The organism is Prosthecobacter debontii (assembly GCF_900167535.1).
In the GTDB taxonomy this organism is placed as follows: Bacteria; Verrucomicrobiota; Verrucomicrobiia; order Verrucomicrobiales; family Verrucomicrobiaceae; genus Prosthecobacter; species Prosthecobacter debontii.
The window spans coordinates 59,301-83,678 of sequence record NZ_FUYE01000022.1 but is presented as its reverse complement, the minus strand read 5'-3'; the positions used below and the strand labels follow the sequence as shown (position 1 = coordinate 83,678).

The 24,378-nt window shown below is 59.5% G+C and carries 10 protein-coding genes, 1 tRNA gene and 1 pseudogene; 4 read left to right on the top strand and 8 right to left on the bottom strand.

The window, feature by feature from the left end:
* The 7 genes and pseudogenes from B5D61_RS22985 to hemQ form a co-directional block, all read right to left on the bottom strand.
* A pseudogene (locus B5D61_RS22985) lies at nucleotides 1–4,234 on the bottom strand (hypothetical protein); the annotation flags it as partial.
* A gap of 1,280 nt (nucleotides 4,235–5,514) precedes the next feature.
* Nucleotides 5,515–5,600 (bottom strand) — tRNA-Tyr (locus B5D61_RS22980).
* A 116-nt stretch (nucleotides 5,601–5,716) separates the two neighbouring features.
* Nucleotides 5,717–6,775, bottom strand: a complete 1,059-nt coding sequence (locus B5D61_RS22975) for a class I SAM-dependent methyltransferase (protein ID WP_176159629.1) — start codon at nucleotides 6,773–6,775, stop codon at nucleotides 5,717–5,719.
* Nucleotides 6,776–6,910: 135 nt separating this feature from the next.
* Nucleotides 6,911–7,699 (bottom strand): thiazole synthase, encoded by a 789-nt coding sequence (locus B5D61_RS22970; protein WP_078815786.1) that lies wholly within the window; start codon nucleotides 7,697–7,699, stop codon nucleotides 6,911–6,913.
* A 19-nt stretch (nucleotides 7,700–7,718) separates the two neighbouring features.
* Nucleotides 7,719–8,030, bottom strand: a complete 312-nt coding sequence (locus tag B5D61_RS22965) for a type II toxin-antitoxin system RelE/ParE family toxin (RefSeq protein WP_078815785.1) — start codon at nucleotides 8,028–8,030, stop codon at nucleotides 7,719–7,721.
* Nucleotides 8,015–8,266 carry an addiction module protein gene (locus B5D61_RS22960; protein WP_078815784.1) on the bottom strand — a complete coding sequence of 84 codons (252 nt, stop codon included), beginning with the start codon at nucleotides 8,264–8,266 and terminating at the stop codon, nucleotides 8,015–8,017. The genes B5D61_RS22965 and B5D61_RS22960 overlap by 16 nt, the downstream gene beginning before the upstream one ends.
* A gap of 31 nt (nucleotides 8,267–8,297) precedes the next feature.
* Complete coding sequence (gene hemQ, locus B5D61_RS22955) at nucleotides 8,298–9,110, bottom strand: hydrogen peroxide-dependent heme synthase (RefSeq protein ID WP_078815783.1); 813 nt, start codon at nucleotides 9,108–9,110, stop codon at nucleotides 8,298–8,300.
* Between the two features lie 201 nt (nucleotides 9,111–9,311).
* Between hemQ and B5D61_RS22950 the strand changes: the two genes are divergently transcribed.
* Together B5D61_RS22950 and B5D61_RS22945 are read left to right on the top strand one after the other, a co-directional pair.
* Nucleotides 9,312–9,545 carry a ferredoxin gene (locus tag B5D61_RS22950; protein ID WP_078815794.1) on the top strand — a complete coding sequence of 78 codons (234 nt, stop codon included), beginning with the start codon at nucleotides 9,312–9,314 and terminating at the stop codon, nucleotides 9,543–9,545.
* Between the two features lie 95 nt (nucleotides 9,546–9,640).
* Entirely contained in the window at nucleotides 9,641–10,063 is a 423-nt protein-coding gene (locus B5D61_RS22945; RefSeq protein ID WP_078815782.1) for a hypothetical protein, read from the top strand.
* 33 nt (nucleotides 10,064–10,096) lie between these two features.
* Here the strand turns inward: B5D61_RS22945 and B5D61_RS22940 are convergent, their stop codons facing one another.
* The gene (locus B5D61_RS22940; RefSeq protein WP_078815781.1) at nucleotides 10,097–11,347 is read right to left on the bottom strand and encodes a glycosyltransferase; all 1,251 of its coding nucleotides are present in this window, start codon (nucleotides 11,345–11,347) and stop codon (nucleotides 10,097–10,099) included.
* Between the two features lie 232 nt (nucleotides 11,348–11,579).
* Here B5D61_RS22940 and B5D61_RS22935 point away from each other — a divergent pair, with 232 nt between their 5' ends.
* Nucleotides 11,580–12,308 carry a PEP-CTERM sorting domain-containing protein gene (locus B5D61_RS22935; RefSeq protein ID WP_078815780.1) on the top strand — a complete coding sequence of 243 codons (729 nt, stop codon included), beginning with the start codon at nucleotides 11,580–11,582 and terminating at the stop codon, nucleotides 12,306–12,308.
* Between the two features lie 19 nt (nucleotides 12,309–12,327).
* Nucleotides 12,328–24,369 carry a beta strand repeat-containing protein gene (locus tag B5D61_RS22930; protein ID WP_078815779.1) on the top strand — a complete coding sequence of 4,014 codons (12,042 nt, stop codon included), beginning with the start codon at nucleotides 12,328–12,330 and terminating at the stop codon, nucleotides 24,367–24,369.
* Nucleotides 24,370–24,378: the final 9 nt, after the last annotated feature.

The following is a 24,378-nucleotide window of genomic DNA, read 5'->3' as shown; positions in this document are numbered from 1 at the left end:
TGTAATTCACACCGATATCCGCGAAATCCAACGACAGTTGGAAGTCTTCGGGATTGGGCGTGTTCGGATCGGTAGGGGGACGCATGCCGGAGTCTGCATTCGACACATTGCCAGGGGTGTTGTTGAAAAACTCCACCTGGTTGCCTTGGCCATCGCCATCGAAATCGCCCGCAGCGCCATTGGGGCCGAGGGCATCGTTGGGATCGAGACCGTTCTCGATCTCCCAGTAGTCGGGCAGGCCATCGCCGTCGGAGTCGGCTTGCCAAGGATCTGTGCCATGGAGCAATTCATCAAAATTGGAAAGGCTGTCCTTATCGAAATCATTCAGATGATCGGAAAGGGTGTCGTCATTTTGATCTGAGTCGTTGGGGTCCATGGAGTGCTGGGTCTCCCACGCATCTGGCAAGATGTCACCATCGGTATCGACCTCAGCCACACCGGGATGAGTGCCCAATTTGAATTCTTGCAGATTGGTGAAGCCATCACTATCGAAGTCATCGTAACCGTCGGGTTCTCGATCTGCGTCTTGGTCGTCACTGCTGGGATTGAGAAGGTAAAGGACTTCCCAGCCATCGGGTAATTCGTCACCATCGGTATCGAGCTTATTCGGGTCCGTGCCTGCGCTGACCTCCTGAGCATTGGTCAAACCATCGGCATCGAAATCGTCCGCCCCATCCGTCTGGCTGTTGCTGTTTTGATCCGCGTTGAGGGGATTGAGGGCATATTGAACCTCCCAGCCATCGAGCAGACCGTCATCGTCGGTATCAGGGTCTGTGAGGCTGGTTCCCGCCTGGATTTCCTGAGCATTGGTGAGGCCATCAGCGTCGGGATCGGCCAGACCATCGTCAATATTGTCATCGTTCTCATCGTCATCGAGCGGATCCGAACCATTCAGGACTTCCCAGCCATCGGGGAGACCATCACCGTCAGTGTCAGCATGGGTTGGATGGGTGCCAGCATTGATTTCTTCCAGGTTGTTGAGGCCATCGTGGTCGAAGTCACTTTCGCCATCGGCCACCAGATCCCCATCCTCATCATACTCGTTCGGGTCGAGCCCCATTAACAATTCCCACTTGTCGGACAAAAAGTCTTCATCGGTATCGTTCTTGGTGGGGTCTGTTCCATGCTGAACTTCTTCAGCATTGGTTAGGCCATCGCCATCTGGGTCATCCAGACTATCGAGGAGGCCGTTGTTGTTTTGATCAGCTTTGAGCGGATCCAATCCATAGAAGAGTTCCCAGCCATCGGTGAGGCCATCATCATCGGTATCAGGATCGTTGGGATAGGTGCCGTTAAGATATTCGTCAACATTGGAAAGCCAATCGGCGTCGAAGTCATTGTTGGCATCGGGAATAAGATCGGCATCTTCGTCCGCATTGTCAGGATTGAGCCCGTGGATAATCTCCCATGCGTCAGGCAAGTCATCGCCGTCGGTATCCAAGTCTGGAAGGTTCGGATTGGTGTGCTGGAGATATTCGTTCAGATTGGTGATGCCATCGCCATCCATGTCGTGATTGGCACTGGAGGGATCCCGCGGGTCCAATCCATGGTCGATCTCCCATCCATCAGGCAGCCCATCACTATCCGTATCGGACGAGCTGGGAGACGTGCCATAAAGCCATTCCTCAAAAAGACTCAGGCCATCATCGTCCGTATCGCTTTGAGCCGTCAAATTAGTCAGAGCTCCTAAAGTAGCATAAATTGTTAATTGCTGGAATTCCCATTCATCAGGAAGACCATCGCCATCCCGATCGAGGTCTTGCCAAAAAGCCGATTCGATTTTGTGATTCAGATGATAAATGGAACAATCAGCAGACAGATTTCCTGTCGCAACGGTGGTTGAGGTGTAAACCACAACGCCGTCCTTTAAATACTCCATGATATTTCCGCTGCGACGCCGAATGCCAAACTGCGTTTGAACGGTGTAAGGGCCAACGTCAAGATCGGTGGCACTCTCAGGCCGCTTCACCTTGGCGGTGCTGCTGGTGAGCACAAAGGCATACTCAAGATCTGTGCCAGTAGGATTGTCGTCGGAATAGGTGAGACCGACATACAGGGTGCCGACCGGTGCCACATGAAAAAAGAAAGCGCTGTTTTCTTCAAAACTCTGGGAGCTGACCGCATCGGCGTTGTAGGCATTGCCGCCGCTGGTTTTTTGAAGGCCTCCTTGGGTACCCAGCAAAGTGATATTGTTGTCCACGGTGGACCAAGTGATGGGGGTAAGTGACGATAGCCCCTGCAGGGGATCCGTGCCCGCATAGTATTCTTCAAGGTTGCTGATGCCGTCGCCATCAGGATCATCTGCGGGCTGAAAGGACTGATCCAACTCCGTATATCCTAACGATGTATTGGACAAAAGGCTGGCCAGATGATGGAGTTCCCATCCGTCATCCATGGCATCTTCATCGACATCGCCACTGTAGAGGCGTGCAGAGCTCAGCTCACTGCCGATGGCATAGAAAGAACTGTCGATCAGCATCGGCCCATAGGCTGGGATCAGGGAGGTGTAAGCGAGAACACCGTTTTTGAGATACTCGACCTCCGTGCCCACTCGGCGGATGGTGAACAGAGTGCTATTGTTGTAAGCGCCAAGGGAAGCTTTGGATGACCCATTTTCGTAAACATTCGCGGTGCCATTGGAAGCCGCGCAGATGCTGTATTCAAGATCCGCGTAGCTGCGGCTGTCGTTGCTGTAAGTGAGCCCAACACCGACGGGACCGGTGCCATGGACGGTGAAATGCAAACAACCGCTGGTGACGATGCTCTTCTCCCCGACCGCATCAGCATTGGTCCAAGCCGAGCTTCCCGATACTTTTTTCACTCCCCCCTCGGTGCCGACCACGTTCACATTGGTGGAGGGTTGCCAGACGATAGGCGAAGGGTAATTGAGAGCCTGAAGCGGGTGGGTGCCATAAACGTATTCTTGGGCATTAGAGAGGTCATCCCCATCACGATCGCTATTGGGCTCAAAACCTGTCAGGCTGGTGAGAGTGGCATTTGCGGGCAGATACTCCAACTCCCAGGCATCAGGTAAGCCATCGTTATCCAGATCTCCGGTGTAGATGCGAGCTTTGGAGATTTGAGTGGCGACGGAGTTGAGAGAGCAGTCCACACGAAGCGGGCCACTGCTCAACGTGGTGGAGGTGTGAATGACGACGCCGTCCTTGATGAACTGGACGCGACCCGCGACCCGCTGAATGCTGAAGACGGTGTTCGCCGTGTATTCCCACAATGCGACATCGGCCGAAGACTCAGGCCTGTTGGCGATGGCCGTGTTATTCGGTAGGAGTTGAATGCGATACTCCAGATCGGTGTAGCTTCGGTTGTCATTGGTGGGGGTGAGGCCGACAAATAAATTGGAAGCTAAGGGTGCGCTGAAGGACACCATGCCATCTTCCACAATCACCTGGCTGCTTTCCGCATCGGCATTCCAACCTGCGCTACCTGTTTTTCGCAGCCCTCCTTCAGACCCTGAGACATTTTGAGTGCCCACGAGATTCTGCCAAGTGACGGGGGTTAAATAGCTCAGAGCGTTGATAGGATTGCTTCCGTCTCGGTATTCCTGAATATTGCTGACGTTGTCGCCGTCAGCATCGCCCTCGGGCGTGAAGGCTGAGAGATAGCTCAAATTCGTTTCAATAGGCAGATACTTCTTCTCCCAGTTATCCGGCATGCCATCGGCATCGGCATCCCCATTATCGATACTCGCCGAGGTAAGCGCTGCTCCATCTGGGGTGTAGAGTCGATACATGGAGCAGTCCACCATCATCGGTCCGGCGCACGGAAAGGTGGAAACAGCCGAACTATTGCCATGCGTAGGATCGGTTTTCGAATAAGTGACGACACTGTCGGCTCGTTCAATTGTAAATAAAGAATCAGCCGTATAGCTACCGAGAGTCGGACCCGCGGTCGCACCATGATACACTTGAGCCGTGTTATCATGGCGCAAGACAATGCAGAAATCTAAGTCGTTATAACTGGCGTTTTCATCGACATGGTTGAGGCCCAAGGCGAATCCGCTGTAAAGCGCGGCCGTAAAAACGACTTTACCGCTACCGACCATTTTTTGACTTCCACTACTGGTGGCATCCCGATCCCAAGCGGTGTTGCTGCCACCCGTTTTTTTAAGTCCGCCCGCACTCCCAGGAAGGATCTCGAGACCGGCATCCACCGTCCATTCAATGGCTTCCAGTGCTGCACCCTTAGATTCCCCTGCACTAAATGCCCAAAACACGACCAAAAAACACCATCTCATCATCCTGTGTCATAAGCATAATCAAGCGCTAGATCTAGTTCTTTTTAAGTCAAAATTAATGGATGTGGCGTTGACGTCTTAATGTGGCATGCTGCTGCAATTGGGTACCCGACCAAGGGATCAAGAGGCTCTCGGGCTGTTTGAATTCGGGAGAGGCTCGCCGGTGAGAAGGTGCTGTGGTGCAAGGCAAGGTCTTGAGCGCGTCCTATCCCTCTGTCACCCGAGTTTGGAATGAAAACAGGGATCGCTGGCAAAGTGATTTTCCAGGGCTGCTCCCCAAGGTATCCTGTATTGGATCGCACCACGAGACTTAGGCCGAGACGGTTAAGGGGACTTGGCAAGTCCCTCTCCGTGCGTTCTCATACCCAACTGATGAAATAATGAGTCAAATTCGTGGGCAAGATCGAGTCCGCTCCTCACCCCAACTCTTTCGCTAAGCGAAAAGTGAGGTGAGGGGGCGTGAGAGTCCTGTTTCTACCCTCTCATTTTCATCAGGGGCTCAGACATCTGCGCGGCCTGAAGGGCCGCTGGATTCAGCCCAGGCCGCAAGGCCTGGGAAGGGACGAACGACACCGAATCACCTGCGGAGCGCTCTGAAGGAGCGCGGGAACGTGCGGCATGTTTTCACCTCTCGTTCCCTCTCCCGCGACCCTTCAGGCCGCGACTTTTGAGAGGTGGGTCTCTTCCCACCCACCCAGGGTTTGCTTCGCTTCGCCCTGAGCTGAATCCGGCGATCCTTTGGACCGCAAGCCCTCTTATACCCGCCTGACGAAACAACGCTTCACATTCGACGGGTGAGGAGCGAGATGAAAGGTTTACCCCTTTAAATTTCACTTTGGTCTCGCCCAAGGTCCCGGGGTAATGGCGATGGCGGTTAAGGGGACTTGGCAAGTCCCTCTCCTTGCGTTCTCAGCTCAGGTCTCGGGGTAATGGCGATGGCGGTTAAGGGGACTTGGCAAGTCCCTCTCCTTGCGGTCTCACCCCAGGTCCCGGGGCGAAGGCGATGGCGGCTTGCCCAAACGTGTTTCGCCAAAGCTTGGTTTGATAACTCACGTCGAACCTTATGCCGAAAGGAGGCAGGGCTTTTGGATGGTGGGGTCTAACCAAAAGCATGGGGATAGAAATGATGCCTGAGTCCTAAGCGTGCGAGTTTCGGCGTGGACGAAGAGAACAGGTGGTTTCGACTCCTTGCTTGATTGATGAGCACAAAAAAGCCCGGCTTTGGACCGGGCTTTTTTTGTCTCACGCGAAGATGAAAATGGTGGGCAGGGCTGGGTTCGAACCAGCGTAGGCGTAAGCCAGCAGATTTACAGTCTGCCCCCTTTAACCACTCGGGCACCTACCCATTTCACTTTCGTGCGGGACGTGGAGTTAAGACGAGCCGCTGATCTTTGCAAGAAGCTTTTGCTGTTTATGAACGAAAAAATGCACGGCCTTGGGGAGTGTCATGGAATGACGTGCTTAACGACGGCTTTTGCGTCGCACTTGACGGGTCACCAGGGTGGGTTTGACCCCATGGATAACCTTGAAGCTGCGGGTCTCAGCGATGAGGCTGATGTGCTCGAAGGCTTCACGCAGCAGGTTCTCATAGGGCAGGTGCTTGTTGGCCACGAGCCAGAGGTCACCTGTAGTGCGCAGGGCCTGGGCGGCGACGGTGATGAACTTCAATCCCAGGGTGGGATCGGCATCGCGTCCGTCATGAAAGGGCGGGTTCATCACGACATGGTCATAGCTGGCCGTGCCGACCCCTTGCGTGACATCTTTCCAGAGGATGCGGGGCCTGACGGGGACGGGGATGAGGCCGGTGTTACGACGCGCACATTCCAGAGCACGGGCATCGGCCTCATACATGTCCAGCGTGCGGATGTTGGGGCACTTGCGCAGGAGATGATCACTCAGGTAACCCCAGCTCGCGCCGAGGTCTGCGACATTGCCACCGATGGTGTGCGGGAGATGCTCGGTGAGCAGGGCGGAGCCTTCATCGATGCGGTCCCAGTTGAACAAGCCAGGCTGTGACCAGAAGCGGCCGTCCAGCACGCGGCGCATGGCCCCACCGGCTTTCCATTGCTCGAGCACCTCGGTTTTCCATGAGGCGGGCTGGGTGGCCCAAAAGACGCGGCTGTGATGCTTGGAGAGGGTTTGGACTTCGCCGGCCACTTCGGCCAGATGCTGCTCCATGCGTTTGGCACCCCAGTCGTTGTGAAGTGCGGTGACGAGCATGCCGCCCTCGGCCAGGAGCTCGTGAGCGCGGGCAAAGTCGGAGAGGATGCTATCACGCTGGCGATCTGGCAGCAGCAGGATGAGATCGTATTTCCCCTCGGCCTGACGGGTGTGGCGCTGGCCGGACTCCACCAGGGCATCGGCATGGGGTTTCCAGGTCTGCTCGCAGGTCAGGCGATCTTTGAAGGCCTCCAGGCCGGGGTGAGCCTGCGCGCGGAGGAAGAGGATGCGGGAGGCGGTTTCGACCGGGATCTCCGGCTGGGTATCGAGCGCGTGAAAAAGGGCAGTGAGGGCGTGCATGGAGGCGGGGAGGTCAGCGATCTGAAAGGAGAGGGCTGGGAAAGGGAGTGCGGACACTCTTGTCCGCCGGTTTGGAGTGACTCGTCGCACCCAGATGCGGATAAGTGTATCCGCGCTCCGCTCAAGATCTTGGGACTAGGATTGCTGGTAAAGGAAGGTCGTCAGGGGGCTGGTGGCGCTGGCTTCTTCACTGTGATCGGCGAGACCGATCTCATAGGCGGCCCGTCCAGCTTCGACGGCGGCTTTGAAGGCCTCGGCCATGCGGGAGGGATCGCTAGCGATGGCGATGGCGGTATTCACCAGCACGGCATCAGCTCCCATTTCAAAGGCCTCGGCGGCATGGCTCGGGGCACCGATACCAGCATCCACGACGACCGGCACGGTGGCCTGAGAGATGATGATCTCGATCTGCCGACGGGTGGTGATGCCCTGGTGGGAACCGATGGGGGAGCCCAGGGGCATGACGGTGGCGGTGCCCACGTCCTGGAGGCGCCGCGCCAGCACGGGGTCGGCATTGATGTAGGGCAGCACGGTGAAGCCTTCCTTCACCAGGATCTCGGCGGCTTTCAGCGTCTCGATGGGGTCGGGCAGCAGGTAGCGGGGATCAGGATGGATCTCCAGCTTCACCCAGTTGGGCAGGCCCGCGGCGACGGCGAGGCGGGCGAGGCGCACGGCTTCCTCGGCATTCATGGCACCGCTGGTATTCGGCAGCAGCAGGATGTCCTTGGGGATGAAGTCCAGGATATTGGCGAAGGGGTCGCCTTTGCCAGTGAGATCCGCCCGGCGCAGGGCCACGGTGACGATCTCAGTGCCGGAGGCGATGATGGCTTGGCGCATGAGTTCCCCAGAGGCAAACTTACCCGTGCCCAGCATGAGACGGGAGTTAAAGGTGCGGTCGGCGATGGTGAGGGGCTGATTGGGCATGAAGGGGAAAGGCCGCGGATTAAATGATCCGCCGAAGTTTTTGGAGATTGTAAAGTGGATCGCGACGTTGGTCCAAGACCATCAGCACGACAATGCCATCGTTTATCAGGCGATAATGCACTGTGAAATAAGGGAAGCGTCCCAAAACGACTAGTCGGTGCATTCGATGATGGATGGGATGCAATCCACCTGTAATCAGCAAAGCGTCAATGTGTGTCTCCAGAAATTCGTAAACCTCGGCTCCTAGCCCAAGCTCTTGTTCTTCATAGAACTCCGCGATTTCTTCCAGGTCGACCTGCGCCTCGGGGATGATGATTATTTTTTTCCCCATTTCTGCTTTAGGCGGGCTTTAGCTTCCTCCCATGGAATTGGAACGGAAAGACCTTGCTCAAAAAGACGCAATCTTTCCTGCGCTAGTTGAGCCTCCCATTCGGAGGGCTCTGACACTTCGATTAATTCTGCCTCCAACTTTTCCACGAGGGCCACCTTTTCATCTCTTGAAAGCTTGGCTGCTGAAGCCATTACGGACTCCAGCAGCGGAGAATAAGATATAGAGGCGGCGCTCATGGACGGGATTTTAATCCCAAAGGCTCCGAAATCAAGCCAGCAGCAGGCGCTGGAAGAGTTCCTGACCGTTGAGCTGGATGCCGATGTAGAAGTCTCCAAACTCACCGTATTGGGTGGTCACTTCATCCCAGCGCATCTCGTAGACGATGGTTTTGATCTGGTAGATGTCGTGGGCAAAGAGGGTGACACCCCACTCATGGGTATCCAGGCCGGTGGAGCCGGTGATGAGCTGGCGGACCTTGCCGGAGAACTTGCGACCGGTGCGGGCGTGGCCGCTCATCAGTTCACGGCGTTTGGCGAAGTCCTGGGCATACCAGTTGGCGCCCACGTTACGGCGCTTGCTCATGGGGTAAAAGCACATGACCTGCCAGTCCGGCATGTTGGGATACAGGCGGTCACTGTAGTATTTGTCCATGTGGCCCTTCCACTCGGCCAGGCGCTTGGTGTGAGCTTCGGAGCCGACCTCCAGGTTCTCGGTGCGGGCGATGCGCTCGGAGGCTTCCTCTTCCTTCTCGCTGTATTCCGTCCACTCCGTCATGGAGAGGTAGCAGTAAGCGGGGGTGAGGACTTCAGGCCCGAGGGCGAGGGTCAGCTCTTTTTCAAACTGATTGGCGTCCTGCAGGTCGGGGGTCAGGAGCATGAAGCCGAGATCGAACTTCGGGGTGACCATGCTGAAGCTCAGGAGCTGAGTCTTCGGGTGGGAACGGATTTTCTGGACAGTGGCGTCGAAGTGCTCCATGCGCTCCGCTTTCTCTTCAGGGGTGAGGGCAGCCCAGAAACCGTGGTCGAGGGTATAAAACAGATGCTGAACGATCCAGCCTTCCTGAGGGATGATGGGGGTCATGGCGAAAATGGAGGGGTAGGTTGTGTAAGGGCAGGGGGTGCAGCCAAACAGAGGCCGGATGCACCCACCGTCAATATTCCCATACGCTGGAATGCCTTCTGCTCAATGGTCAGGCGCAGTGATTCGCAAAAAGTGATTGAAACCCCCCAGGCGGGAATTATTTATCCAGTCCGCAAATCCAAGATAAGGAGACATCAAAACATGGCAGACGTAGAAAACAAGTATTCCCAAAACACCCCCGGCGCCTACTACGTGGACGACCAGTGCATCGACTGCGACCTGTGCCGTGAAACTGCGCCCGCCAACTTCAAGCGCGACGACGACGGTGGTCACTCCTTCGTTTACAAGCAGCCTGAGACCGACGAAGAGCGTGAACTCGCTGAGGAAGCCCTCGCTGGCTGCCCTGTCGAAGCCATCGGCCGCGACGGCGAATAATTCTTTTGAGCTTTGACTGAAAGCGCAGCCTCTTCCCGGAGGTTGCGCTTTTTTTGTGCCCTTGTTGTCCCGCCGCCTCTGACTTAGCTTGGGCGATGTCTTCTACCGATTACGTCCTGTTGGCGGAGCAGATCGCCACGGCAGCCCACGCGGGGCAGTTTCGTCGAGGGGGTGAGGTGCCTTACATCGAGCATCCCAGGGCGGTCGTCAGTCGGGTGGGGGAGGATTGGGAGGCTCAGGTCGTCGCTTGGCTGCACGATGTGCTGGAGGACTGTGATCACACCGAGGCCACGCTCGTGGCGGCGGGGATCCCTCAGCACTTGGTGGAAGCCGTGGCGCTGCTGACCAAAACGGGCGAGCTACCGTATGAGGATTACCTGGAGAAGGTGGCGCAGAATCCCATCGCCACGAAGGTCAAGATCGCTGACATGATCTCCAACCTCGCCGATGCACCCACGCCGAAGCAGATCCAAAAATACGCGAAGGGCCTGCATCGCCTAGCGCGGGAACTGGCGTGAAGCAGCGAGAGCGATGCGTTGCTTCGAGTTGGCCTAACCTAAAGTGCGGGATTCGATCCACTCCGTCAGCGCTTCCACGGCAGGACGTTGCTGGATGTGTTGCTGACAGCGCAGGGCGGCTTGTTGGTAGCGAGGCTCGGTCAGCAGTCGGTGCAGGGTTTGACTCACCCGCCGAGGCGTAAAGGTGCGCGGGCTGAGGCCGATGCCGGCACCGAGTTGCTCCAGCCGGTAGGCGTTGTCCGGCTGATCGTGCGCCATGGCCATGATGAGCTGGGGCACCCCGGCGGCGAAGCCTTGGGACAGGGTGCCGATGCCGCCGTGATGGACGAAGACGGAGGCGTGCGGGATGAGGGTGGAAAACGGGGCGTACTCCACCGCTAAAACTCGGGAGGGTAAGGGGGAGGGGAGTTGGCTGAGATCCCGGGTCACGAAGATGGCGCGCTCGCCGAGGGTGGTGACGGCGCTGAGGGCGACCTCGAAGAAACGCCGGGCCTGGATATTGGCGCTGCCAGGGGTGAAGACGATGGGGGCTGTCCCTTCAGCCAGGAAGTCAGTCACTTCGCTCGACAGGGGCCTCTCGGTGGCGATGTCTTCCAGCGGGAAATGCCACTGGAGGAGCTGCGGTGGCCAGTCGGGCTGTGGACGGGCAAACCACTCGGGGAAGAGGGCCAGCACGCCATCGGGAGAGTCGGCCCACTCCCACCAGAGGCGGCGCGGTGCGGCGACACCATGACGGGCGCAGGCGGCCCGCACAGGGGCGGCGGCAAAGCGGTCGGCAGGGTTGGGCAGGCGCACCAGCCACTGCCGAAGTGTCAGCGGCAGTTTTCGGAAGTGCTGCATGCCCGGGAAGAGCACGGGCGTCTCGTGGGCACTGATGAGCACAGCGGGCTGGACATGGACGGAGATCAGCGGGATGCCGTGTTTTTCCCGCGCCAAGCGGGCGCCGAAGACGGTGCAGGGGGCCAGCAGGAGATCGGGGCGGGCTCCCTGTTGGATGAGGGACTCCACCACCGCCAGCACGGGCTCGGTGTTTTCTCCCGCAAATTCGAAGACGAGCTTGGTGCCCTGGTAGAGCTTCCAGACGCGGGGATCGGAAATGAAGCGGTCAAAGAGTTCCGGGGTGCCCATGGGAACCACCTCCAGGCCGGCTTTCCGCACCACCTCCTCGAAAACACAGGCCACCACAACGGTGACACGATGCCCTCGCGCCCGCAGATGCCGCCCGAGCCAGAGGAAGGGGAAGACATCACCGGCACTGCCAAGAGGAAAAAGAACGACGTGCATGGGAAGGGATTCGAACCGGACCCCACCCCCGGTTTCACAGCAAGAGAGAGCCGGATTTGGTTAAAAGAACTTTAAAATCTAGATTTTATTCTTTTTGATAATTACCAAATTAAGATATAATTTCCATATTGTTAACTGGTCCTTAGATGGATTACCCCAAGTCAGAGCCCTTTTCACCCGAGTTTCTTCGCCTCCTTGCCCGAGATGAAGGGGCTCCCAGCCATTCCTCGCTATGAAACCACCCCCCCTCCGCCTTTTGTCCCTGGCCTCCGCGATGGCGGTAGCCATGCTGGGGCTTGCGCAGCCTGCCGTTGCCAGCACCATTTTCTGGGGCAGTTCCATCGGGGTGGACGTATTGATCGACTCCAATGGCCAGCCGCTCGGCGGCGAGTTTTCGTTTGAGATGGGTGTGTTTGACAATGGCTTCGTGCCGACGGTGACGAACATCAACGATTGGGCAGCCAACTGGCGGGTCTTTGACATTGCGTTTGACCCCACACCGACGATTCCGGATGATGGTGATCCTGAGGGATGGTCGGAGGAAAACCAAGCCTTCGCGGGCACGGTGGATCACCTCTCGGATGGCACCTCCGATTCGCCTTATGCCACCCCCGGGTTCCAATTTCAGCAGGGCACGGTGGTTTATCTGTGGGTGTATAACACCAAGGATCGAGTCACGGAAACGGAGTGGGCTCTGGTGACGGATGGGGTGAATACCGGGGATACGCTGAGTGACTGGGTCTTTCCTGATCCGGCCGAGGTGGCAGGCTCTTATGATTGGATGCTGGGAGACGCGGACTCGGCTGTCTATGGGGGGCTGAGTGACAACGGCGGTGGTGGAGTGACGCTCCAGACGCTGGTGGTGCCTGTGCCGGAGCCTGGCTCAGTGCTGCTGCTCGGGGTGACTGTGTTGGGGGCTCTGCTGCATCGCCGCCGCCCGATCAAGACCACCACCTGTTGATCGCGCCTTCCCTGTCGATATGAGTCAACGCCCTCGCCCCTCTACCTCAAGCCATGGCGGTTTCCGGCTGCCATGGTTTTGGCGTTGTTTCGGCGCGCTGGCGGTGGCCTATCTGATGATGGCGGGAGCCGCCATGGGGCAGACCTACGACTTCGGGGATTACAATGCTTTTTCCAGCGCCAGCAGCACGCGGAACTCCAATCTCTACATCGGAGCCACCGTGGATGCGGAAAACACGGCCCAAACGAATGCCACGGCCACGGGCGATGACCTCAATGGCACGGATGATGAGGACGGGGTGACGGTCCCAGCCAGTGTGCAGCGTGGGGAGTCAAGCTCGCTGAAAGTGGTGGTGACGAACAAGCGTGGCAGCACCTCCTATCTGCATGCGTGGATCGACTGGAATAACAATGGATCACTCACGGATTCGGGCGAGCAAATCGCCTCCAACGTGAGCATCAGCAATGGCACGTCCAATTCCACGAAGACCCTCAACTTTACGGTGCCCTCCACGGCCACGCTGGGGGATGTGGGCGTACGTGTGCGCTTGACCTCGGGCTCCAGCCCCGGGCCGACAGGCCTGGATGGATCGGGTGAGGTGGAAGATTACCTGATGACGGTGGGCACCAATCTGAGCATCGGTAACCTCGTCTGGAATGATGCCAATGATAACGGCCTCTATGACAATGGCGAAAGTGGCATCAGCAACGTCCTGGTGGAGCTCTGGAGCCCCGGTGCGGATAATGCCATTGGCGGGACCAGTGGCAACGCCGATACGAAGGTGGCCTCGACGACGACCACCAATGGAGGGGCCTACAGTTTCACGGGGGTAACGGCAGGGAAATACTTTGTCAAAGTGCCCACCCCACCGCTCTCCCGCAGCAGCTCGGTGGTGGATGGTGCGGACAATGGCGACGACAATGACAATGATGGCTCGCAACCGGGCGGCTCAGGCACCTCCGCCTACAGCGGGGTCTTTACCATCGCGGCGGGCACGGAGCCCGGCTCCAGTGGCGGTGGCAATGCGGAAACCACCATCGACTTCGGTTTCGTGTCCAACGTGGGCGCTCCCTTCGTCTGCGATAACCGCTTTTACATCATGCAGAACTGGGAGCCCGTGCCGGGATCGGGCAACTGGGACACGAGCTTGAACTACATCGATACGGATCAGTCCATCGTGCCGATCTTCATCTTCACCGGCAAGAAGCTGAATGGTCTCGTGGCTTACGGGGGCTACCTGTATTGCGTGGATCAGGCGGGCGGGCATCTTTACCGGATCAATTCTCTCGGCACCCTGGTGGACATGGGCGAGATCGAGGGGCTGCCCAACTCGGCCACAGATGGTCAATGGGGCGGCGGCACGGCGCTGACTAACGGGACGATGATCATCAACCGCTACACGTTTAGCAACTCGCGGACGACCCTTTACTTCATCGATCTCGGTTCGGCCTCGCTGATCGGCAGCGCGGTCTCCACCCGCTATGCCAGCACGGGGAGCTACACCACCGGTAACTTCGGTGACATCGTCTGGGACCCGCTGACGGACAAGGTTTACGGCTACAACACCTATGACTCGAGCAACCTGGGCTTGTTCGAGATCAACACCTCCACGGGCTATTGCACACGGGTGGCGTCCTCTTATCTTTCCACCTTCGGTTCCCTCACCATTGATGCGAATGGTTTGGCCTATGGTTATGGTAGCGCCAGCAGTTCCACGTCTCAGGATACCCTGTATGTTTTCAATCGCACGGATGGAGTGCTGAATGGTACGATGACGGCGGTGGGGACAGGGCCGGTCGTGACGAACTCCGATGGCGCGGCTTGCCCTGGTGCGGCACCTTCCATGAAGATCGGGAATCTGGTCTGGAATGACGTGAACAACAACGGTGCCAAAGACAGTGGCGAGGCCGGCATCGATGGCGTGACGATGAAGCTCTTCCTCGGTGGCGAAGATCCCACCACGGCGACTCCGGCGGCGACCACCACAACCTCCGGCGGCGGCCTCTACACCTTCAGTGATCTGTCTCCCGGCCAATACTTCGTTTACATTCAGACCCCGCCCGCATCCTACCCGCTCAGCAGCAGCGTCACGGACACGGCGGATAACTCGCAAGATAACGATGACAATGGTATCCAAACCGCTGCCGGTCAGCCCGTCCGGAGTCCTCTGATCTCCTTGGTGGCAGGCACGGAATCCACCAGTGATGGGGATAGCGATAGCAATACCGACCTAACCATCGACTTCGGCTTCCGCGCGTGCCCCACGGTGACGCCGAGTGGTTCTCCCACGGCAGCGACGGTTGGTTCAGCGTATTCCTTCACACTCAGCGCCACCGGCGGCACCAGCCCCTACACCTGGGCCGTGGCTAGCGGTAGCTTGCCAGCCGGGCTCACGCTCAGCAGTGCCGGGGTGATCTCGGGCACGCCGACGACGCCGAATACCTCCGGCGTTAGCCTCACCGTTCGGGCGACAGACGCGCTCGGTTGCTCAGGCACCCTCACCATCAGCATCGTGGTGCAGCCGAATACGGATTTCGGTGACTACACTTCTTTCCCCAGTGCCTCCAGCGTGGTGACTACGAACTTACGGATCGGTGCCCTGGTGGATGCGGAAGTGAGTGCCACCACGAACAGCACGGCGACGGGCGATGACATCACCGGGAGTGATGACGAGGATGGTGTGACGGTGCCGTCTAACTTTGAGCGTGGTACGTCCAGCAGCATCAGCGTGACCGTCACCAATAGCACCGGCTCCACGGCGTATCTGAATGCCTGGGTGGATTTCAATCGCAACGGCAGTCTCGCGGATTCCGGTGAGCAAGTCGCGACGAACGTTTCGGTGGCCACGGGCAGCTCGAACTCGGTGCGGACGATCACCTTCACCGTGCCATCGGGAGCCAGTCTCGGTGCCAGTGCGGTGCGCGTGCGTCTGACCAGCGTTAGCAGCCCAGGCCCCGACGGGGCGGATGGCAACGGTGAGGTGGAAGACCATGCGGCGACCATCGGCCTCCCGGTCAATGACTTTGGCGACTACTCCGGTTTTGCTTCCGTCTCCAACGTGGCGAATACCAACCTGCGTTTCGGCGCGAGTGTGGATACGGAAGGCACCGCCACCACGAATGCGACGGCCACGGGTGACGACATCACCGGCACGGATGACGAAGACGGGGTGACCTTTGACAGCATGACGGCGGGGCAAACGGTGACGGTGCCGGTGATCGTGACCAATCTCACCGGCAGCACGGCCTATCTGAATGCGTGGATCGACTTTAACAACGATGGCGATGTGCTGGATACGGGTGAGGAGATTGTGACGAACCGCTCCATCGCCAACAGCACCAACGGCGCGACGATCAATGTGACCTTCGATGTGCCGGCCAATGCCGTAACAGCGACGCCTGTAGGCGCACGCTTCCGCCTCACGAGTGCGGCTTCACCGGGATCCACGGGCACGGGCACGACTGGGGAGGTGGAGGACTATGTGGTGACCATCTTGGCTCCGATCACGGACTTCGGCGACTGGACCGGAGGCGGTTCCGTCTCCAATACGGCGGACACGAGACTGCGCTTGGGGGCCACGGTCGATGCGGAATATTCGGCCACCACGAATGCGAGTGCCACGGGGGACGACCTCACCGGTGTGGATGATGAAGACGGCGTCACCATCCCTGCTCTGACCGCAGGTGGACCGGCGACGCTGGTGATCAACCGCACGAACACCACCGGCGCGATTGCGTATCTGAACGCCTGGATTGACTACAACAACAACGGCGTCTTCACCGATGCCGGAGAGCAGGTCATCGTGAATACTTCTGTGGCCAACGGCACCAGCGATGCCTCGGCCAATTTCAGCATCACCGTGCCCGCCTCCGCCGTCACCGGCACGGCCTTGGGCGCCCGTTTCCGCATCACCTCGCAGAGTAATCCCGGGGCGTCGGGCATCGGGGGAGTTGGCGAGGTGGAAGACTATGTGGTGACGATTGCACAGCCGACGACGGATTTCGGGGACTATTCCTCCTTGGGTGCAGCCAGCAGCGTGGTGGTGACTGGTTTGCGGATTGGAGCCACGGTGGATGTGGAATACGCCGGCACGACCAACACCACGGCGACGGGGGATGACATCACCGGCACGGACGATGAAGACGGTGTGACCCTCCCTTCCATGATCGCTGGAGCCCCGGCCACGATTCCTGTGGTGGTGACGAATACCACCGGCTCCACGGCCTATCTGAATGTGTGGATGGATTTCAATGGCAATGGCAGCCTGACCGATGCGGGAGAACAGATCGCCACCAACGTGGCGGTCACCACGGGCTCCAGCAATCTCACACGGAATATCAGCTTTACCGTGCCAGCCACCAGCTTGACCGGCGTGAATCTCGGCGTGCGCGTGCGTTTGACCAGCACGGCAAGCGCCGCATCCACAGGAGCCGCTGGCAATGGGGAAGTGGAAGACTACGTCGCCATGGTGTCAGCGCCCACCACGGACTTCGGGGACTACAGCGGCTTTGCCGATGCCTCGCAAGGGGTGAGCAGCACTCTGCGAATGGGGGCCAGTGTGGATGCGGAATACGTGTCCACTTTGAACAGCACGGCCACCGGGGATGATCTCACGGGCATCGATGATGAAGACGGCATCACCCTCCCCGCGCTCACTGCGGGTGCGCCTGCAACCATCACCGCCAGCGTGACCAATAGCTCCGGGGCCACAGGTTATCTCAATGCCTGGATCGACTACAACAACAACGGGGTGCTCACGGATTCCGGCGAGCAGATCGCCAGCAACATCAGTGTCGCCAGCGGCACCACCAACGGCACAGTGACACTCAACATCACCGTGCCTGTAGGCGCCACGACTGGCACGCCTCTGGGGGCACGTTTCCGTTTGTCCGCCCCGCTGTCTCCCGGCCCTGTCGGCGCCAATGCCGCTGTGGGTGAGGTGGAAGATTATGTGGTGACGATCGCCGCACCGACCACGGACTTTGGGGATGCTTCGGGTCTGGGTTCGGCCAGCAGCCTCGTCACGAACTTGATGCTCGGCAGCAAAGTGGATGCCGAATATGCCGCCACCACTAACGCGGCGGCTACCGGGGATGATATCACCGGGATCGATGATGAAGACGGTGTCACGATGCCGACCTCCATCGATCCAGGAGCGAGCGTGACCCTGCCTGTCACGGTGACCAATGGCAGCGGCACCAATGCCTACCTGCATGCGTGGATCGACTTCAACAACGACGGTGCGCTGAACAACGCCTTAGTGACTGCCGGTGGTGAGCGGTTGGAAGCGGCGCGAATGATTCCCAAGACGACGCGGGGAACGATCTTGTTGGAATGGTGGTTAGGCATTGGTGGCACGGCCGTGTCGGATCTCACTTCGAACGCCGCCTATCCGAACAGCCCGACCGGATCGGAGCAGCGCACCAGCTTCGAGGCACGCACCGACTGGGAAAACAATATGGGGCAGCGCATGCGCGGTTGGGTTTACCCACCGGTGACGGGGCAATACACCTTCTGGGTGGCTGGGGATGATGAGACCCAACTCTTCCTGAGCACCGACGATACACCGGCGAATGCGACGATGATTGCCAACGTTCCTGGATGGACCAGTTCACGGGCCTGGACCACCTACTCCCAGCAGAAATCCGTGAGCATCACGCTTCAAGCGGGGCGTGCCTACTACATCGAGGCGCTCATGAAAGAGGGCGGCGGCGGAGATAACCTAGCTGCGGCTTGGGAAATCCCCGGCACGGGCTCTGGGCCGGTGGTGATCGATGGTCAATACCTCTCCCCATGGTCGAGCGCGGATGCTTCCGTGAGCACGGAGCAGATCACGTTCACCGTGCCTGCCAATGCCAGCCCTGGCACAGGCCGTGCCGTGCGTTTCCGCCTAACCAATCTGGACACCACCACCGGCACTGGAGCCTCAGGCAATGGTGAGGTGGAAGACTATGTCGTGACCATCACCTCTCCAGTGAATGATTTCGGGGATCACTCGGGCCTGGGCAGTGCCAGCAACGCCGCCAGCAATAATCTGCGCCTCGGGGCGACAGTGGATGCGGAAGTGAGTGCGACGACGAATGCGACGGCCACAGGTGATGATATCACCGGCATCGATGACGAAGATGGAGTGACTCTGCCGACGATGACGGATGGCCAAACCCTCACGGTTCCGGTGATCGTCACCAACACGAGTGGCAGCGCCGCTTACCTGAATGCGTGGATTGATTTTAACAACAACGGTTCTCTGACCGACTCGGGCGAGCAGGTCATCAGCAACCTCAGTGTCGCCAATGGTAGCTCCAACGTGACGCTCAACCCGAGCGTGACCGTGCCAACCACCGCCGTGACGGGCAGCAGCCTGGCGGTGCGTTTCCGTCTCACTGCCGTCAGTTCACCCGGAGCCACAGGGGCTCTCGCCAGCATCGGTGAGGTGGAGGACTATGGGGTCACCATCCAAGTGCCCACCACGGACTTTGGGGACTACTCCGGCTTTGGCTCCGCCAGCAGCATTCGGGATATGGCGCTGCGTTTCGGAGCCAATGTCGATACTGAGTATGCCCCCACCAGCAATGCCACGGCCACGGGTGACGATACGACTGGCATTGACGATGAGGATGGGGTGACGATGCCTGCTCTGATGGCGGGTGCGCCCGCAAACATCCCCGTGGTGGTGACCAACACGACTGGTGCCACGGCTTATGCGAATGTCTGGATCGACTACAACAACAACGGCGTGCTGACGGATCCAGGGGAGCAAATCGCCGCCGATGTGGTCGTGCCGACAGGCATCACCAACGCGGCCGGGAACCTGCCCTTCACGGTCGCCGCAGATGCCGTCACCGGAGCCAATCTCGGGGTGCGTTTCCGCCTCACCAGCGTGCCAAACCCAGGCCCGACCGGGGCTGCCGGTATCGGTGAAGTGGAAGACTACGTGGTGAACATCGCCGTGCCTCCTTCGGACTACGGGGACTGGAGCGGAGTGGCGGACGCCTACTCCACAGCGATTGCTGGTTTGCGGTTGGGCAGTTTGGTGGATACAGAGTTCACGTCCACACGCAATGCCACGGCCAATGGGGACGATATCACCGGAGCGGATGATGAAGATGGCGTGACGCTGCCTGCCTTCACGGCTGGCGGTCCAGCCACGATCTCCGTGGTGGTCACCAACACCACCGGCAGCACGGCCTACCTGAATGCGTGGATGGATTTCAACAACAACGGCAGCTTCACCGATGCCGGGGAGCAGATCGCCACGAATACGGCCATCACCACCGGAGTCACCGGACTGACGCGCACCCTCAGCTTCACCGTGCCCACGACGGCGGTGACGGGGACCACCATCGGTCTGCGTTTCCGTCTCACCGATGTGAGCAATCCGGGCAGCGTTGGCGGTGCGGGGTCAGGGGAAGTGGAGGATTACACCACGACGATTGCCATGCCGATCACTGATTTCGGTGACTGGAGCGGTGCGGGGGATGCCTGGAGCACTGCCAGTAACAACTTGCGCCTGGGAGCCCTGGCCGATACCGAGTATGCCTCGACGCTCAACGAAGCAGCCACGGGAGACGATGCCACCGGCAGTGATGATGAAGATGGTGTGACCCTACCTAGTAGCCTGAATTTGGCATCGTCCGGCACACTGACCGCCGTCCTCACCAATAATTCGGGAAGCTCCGGGTATCTCAATGCCTGGGTGGACTTCAACGGCAACGGCAGCTTTGGCGACAGTGGCGAGCAGATCATCACGAACAGTCTCATCTCCAACGGCACCAACGGGGCAAGCCGCGGCTTCAACTTCAGTGCACCGAGCAATGCGATTCCCGGCGAGCGTGGCGTGCGTGTGCGTCTCACCAGCGTGCAGAATCCCGGCCCGACTGGCGGAGCCGGCACCGGGGAGGTGGAAGACTACCTGATCACCATCAACTGCCCACAGATCTCCATCAGTCCTTCCTCCTTGACGACTCCGGTGATCGGCAGTTCCTACAACCAGTCCTTCACCGCCAACGGAGGCACGGGGCCTTACACCTTCACGGTTAGCAGCGGTAGCTTACCGGACGGTTTGAACCTCAGCAGTTCAGGCGTTCTCTCGGGCATCGCCACCTCCACCACGACGGTCGGCTTTGTGGTGACGGCTACCGATGTGAATGGCTGCTTCATCACGCAGAGTTACACGGTGACCCCGGTCTGCCCGGCCATTCCGCTCAGTCCTTCATCGGTGATGAATCCGACGGTGGGCAGCTCTTACAGCCAGACCATCACGGCCTCGGGCGGCACGGCACCTTACACCTTTGCCCTGACCAATGGCAGCCTGCCCCCCGGACTCACCCTCGGCAGCAGCACCGGCACCATCAGTGGCACGACGACACAAGCTGGCGCGGTGACGTTCACCCTCCGTGTGACCGATTTCTATGGCTGCTCCGCCACCCAGAATTACTCCATGACACCGTCTTGCCCGACGGTGACTCTCACGCCTTCCAGCGTTTCCGCCGGGGCGGTGGGCACGGCTTACAGCCAGACCTTCACCGCCAGTGGCGGTGTGGCTCCTTACAGTTATGTGATTAGCAGCGGCACCTTACCCGCAGGTCTGAGCCTGAGCTCGGGCGGTGTCCTCGGTGGTACTCCGACGGCGGGGAATGGCAGCGGCACGGCCTTCATCGTCCGGGCCACCGACTCTCGAGGGTGCTCAGGCACTCGGGCTTATTCGTTGAAGATCTGTCCCGTGGTCAGCCTGAGTCCAGAAACGCTCCCGACCCTCACGGTGGGGACGAGCTACAGCCAGACGATCACCGCCGGAGATGGCACGGCACCTTACACCTTCAGCGTGGTCAGCGGCAGCTTGCCAAATAGCTTCAGCCTCAACAGCAGCACCGGGGTGATCTCAGGCACGCCCTCCAACACCAGCGCCTCCACCTTCACCATTCGTGCCACGGATGCGAATAGCTGCACGGGCACGCGCAGCTACACTCTGCAACCGGTTTGCCCGACGCTGAGCATCACCACCAGCAGCCTTGCCATCGGTCTGGTGGGGTCGTCTTACTCGCAGACCTTGGCCGTCAGCGGTGGCACGGCGAATTACACCTGGAGCCTCGCCAGTGGCACTCTGCCGAACGGACTGAGCCTGAACTCAGGCACGGGTCAGATCACTGGCACCCCTGCGGCAGGCAACGGCTCAGGCAGCAGTCTCACCTTCCGCGTGACGGATCAGTATGGCTGCTCAGGCACGGCCACCTTGACTCTCCAGATCTGTCCGGTTATCTCGCTGACACCGACCTCCCTGACGGCACCACGCACGGCCACGGCTTACACAGAGACCGTCACGGCCTCCGGAGGTGTCTCTCCCTACACTTTCACCCTCAGCTCAGGCAGTCTGCCGGCAGGTCTCAGCCTCAGCTCCGCCGGGGTGATCTCCGGCACTCCAACCAGCACCGCCTCGGCCTCCTTCATCATCCGGGCGACGGATGCCAATGGCTGCAATGGCACTCGCGCTTACAGCTTGACCCCTTCCTGTGCGGTCATCGCGGTCAGCACCAACAGTGTGCCGACGGCTTACCTCAATACGTCTTACAGCACCACGCTGGCGGCTGGGCCTGGAACGACGCCCTTCACCTGGACGCTCAATAGCGGCACGCTGCCTGTCGGTCTGTCCTTGAGCACGGCTGGGGTGATCTCCGGCACTCCGACGGCGCTGGGCAGTAGCACCGTCTCAGTGCGGGTCACGGATGCGAACGGATGCACCGCCACAGGGTCGCTTTCACTCACGGTGAAAGGCATGACGTTAGGCAATCTCGTGTGGCTGGACAATGACAATGACGGGGTGAAGGATGCCGGTGAAAACGGTGTGGCCGGGGCTGTGGTGCAGCTTTTCTCCACAGGCACGGACAATGCCATCGGCGGAACTGGCAGCGCGGCGGATACACAGGTGGGCAGCAGCATCACCACCACCAGCAATGGTCTCTACAGTTTCACCAATCTGACGCCGGGACGCTATTATGTGAAGGTGACTGCCCCGGCTGGTTATACCCATGCCAGTGGCACTCCGGCCACGACGGATAACAATGTGGATAATAACAACGATGGCACGCTGACCAGTGGGGTAGGCACGGTGTTAATCAGCCCCGTCATCAATCTCCAGCCCGGCACGGAATCCATCACCGATGGCGATACCGATGCCGATACGAACCTGACGGTGGACTTTGGCCTGTGGGCTCCGATGGCCGTGGGCAACATGCTGTTTGCCGACATCAACAAGGATGGCTGGATGAACGCGAATGAGGGCCTCGAAAACGTCTTCATTCAGATCTTCGCGGAAGGAGCGAATGTGAATACGGATGCGGCAGTCAGCGCGGCCATCACGGATGTCAAAGGTCGCTACATCATAACCGGGCTCAACCCAGGTCGGTATTTCCTGCACTTGGCCGCGATCCAATTCGATCAAGGTGGCGTTCTGGAATGCTACATCCCGATGGGCAGTGTCGTGGCGGGGGATGATGATAAGGGGCAGGATCTTCAGTTTACCAACACCCCGGCGGTGGCCGGTGCCAGCACGGCGGTGTTCTCCCTGCTTCCGGGTCAGCTTCCAGCCGGCAATGCGGAGTCGGGCATCGAAGGCACGACCGATGATGAGGGCATGACGGATGGCCTGAGTGTGGATGCCAATACCGACATGACCTTGGACTTGGGGCTGGATTGCCTGGATTGCGCCGGAGCCGCCTTGTCGGAGCGTGAAACCGCCGTGCTGGGTCAAAGCCTGATGGCTGCCTCCCCCTCCGAATCGGCCTCGCCCACCACCTTTGCCTCCTGGCAGGCGGCCAATCCTCTAGGCGGCGCCAATGGGGCTCTGGATAACCCTGACGGTGATCTTTACCCGAACCTCTTGGAATATGCCTTGGGCACCAACCCTGCCGATGGCACCAGTGGCGCAGGCCGCTTCCGCATGGAGACGCAGAGCCTGACCGGCACGGTGGATATCACCGTGCTCCAAGCAGGCTCGACCGGTCAAGACATCAGCCTCACGCTGGAAGCCAGCAGTGACGGGCAGCAGTGGGTGGCCTCGCGGGTCGCTCCTGAACGGACCTATAACCAAGCCGGTCAGCTCGTGCTGCGTTATGCTCAGGTGGATAGCACTCTCTTTGCCGGGGCCGCGCAGGGCATGATCCGCCTGAGAGTGAACCTCGACGCGGATCTCAATGGCACCCCCGAGGCCTCGGCGACCGCGCCTGCCTGGATGTTTAGCCGCGAGACCTTCCCCGTGGGCACACGCACCTTCTCCATGCCTCTGGAGCAGCCGGAACTTTACGCCGGCACCGTCATCGGCCGGGAAGGGGAGACCAGTCTGCGTCTGAGCGGCCTCAGTGGGCTGACGCTGACGGGACCGACCGTGCTGGAGATTCTGGAGGGCGCGTCATCCGGGCAGCGCTTCACGGTTACGGACATCGCAGGCGGTCTGGTGCAGACGGCAGAGCCGTTGCCTACGGGGCTGGCGGGTGCCCGTGTGGCGATGCGCCGCTTGTGGACGGTGGAGCAACTGCTGCCTGCGGAATCTTTTGTGGCCGGTGATGCGGCAGAGACGGCAGATCGGGTGCTTTATTACGATGCCGAGACGAATGACTTCGTGCCTGTGTGGCTCAGTGCCTCCGGTTGGGTGCATCCGGCGAAAGGTGTGTTTGTCCCGGCGTCCGGTCAGGGGCTCTTGGTGCAGACACGTAGCCAGGAGGTGACCACGCTGGTGGTCGGTCAGATGCCTCAGGTGGCTGCCTCCCTCCCTCCGAAATCGGGCACTCGTTTCCTGGGGCTCACCCAAGTGATGGAAAGCTCTCCTGCGCTCTTGAAGCTGACGGCGAGTGCGGGTTACCCCGCCAATAGCGATCCTGCCTCAGCCACACGCCTCCGCCTTCTCAAGGCCGATGCGGGAGGCTCTGAGTCGGGTTACGAAAGCTACTACCTGCATGCCAACGGGGAGGACTCGGCCTGGCTGCGCGAAGGCGATGCCTCAGGTCTGGACCTGAGCCAGGAGAAGCTGCTGAAACCCTTCCGGGCATTCTTCCTGGTGCAGCCTTAGCGTGCACTC

Bases quoted from the DNA above. Each gene is read 5' to 3' on its own strand.
- B5D61_RS22975 (WP_176159629.1), bottom strand. From the start codon at position 6,775: ATGCACGCCCTCACTGCCCTTTTTCACGCGCTCGATACCCAGCCGGAG.
- B5D61_RS22970 (WP_078815786.1), bottom strand. From the start codon at position 7,699: ATGCCCAATCAGCCCCTCACCATCGCCGACCGCACCTTTAACTCCCGT.
- B5D61_RS22965 (WP_078815785.1), bottom strand. From the start codon at position 8,030: ATGGGGAAAAAAATAATCATCATCCCCGAGGCGCAGGTCGACCTGGAA.
- B5D61_RS22960 (WP_078815784.1), bottom strand. From the start codon at position 8,266: ATGAGCGCCGCCTCTATATCTTATTCTCCGCTGCTGGAGTCCGTAATG.
- hemQ (WP_078815783.1), bottom strand. From the start codon at position 9,110: ATGACCCCCATCATCCCTCAGGAAGGCTGGATCGTTCAGCATCTGTTT.
- B5D61_RS22950 (WP_078815794.1), top strand. From the start codon at position 9,312: ATGGCAGACGTAGAAAACAAGTATTCCCAAAACACCCCCGGCGCCTAC.
- B5D61_RS22945 (WP_078815782.1), top strand. From the start codon at position 9,641: ATGTCTTCTACCGATTACGTCCTGTTGGCGGAGCAGATCGCCACGGCA.
- B5D61_RS22940 (WP_078815781.1), bottom strand. From the start codon at position 11,347: ATGCACGTCGTTCTTTTTCCTCTTGGCAGTGCCGGTGATGTCTTCCCC.
- B5D61_RS22935 (WP_078815780.1), top strand. From the start codon at position 11,580: ATGAAACCACCCCCCCTCCGCCTTTTGTCCCTGGCCTCCGCGATGGCG.
- B5D61_RS22930 (WP_078815779.1), top strand. From the start codon at position 12,328: ATGAGTCAACGCCCTCGCCCCTCTACCTCAAGCCATGGCGGTTTCCGG.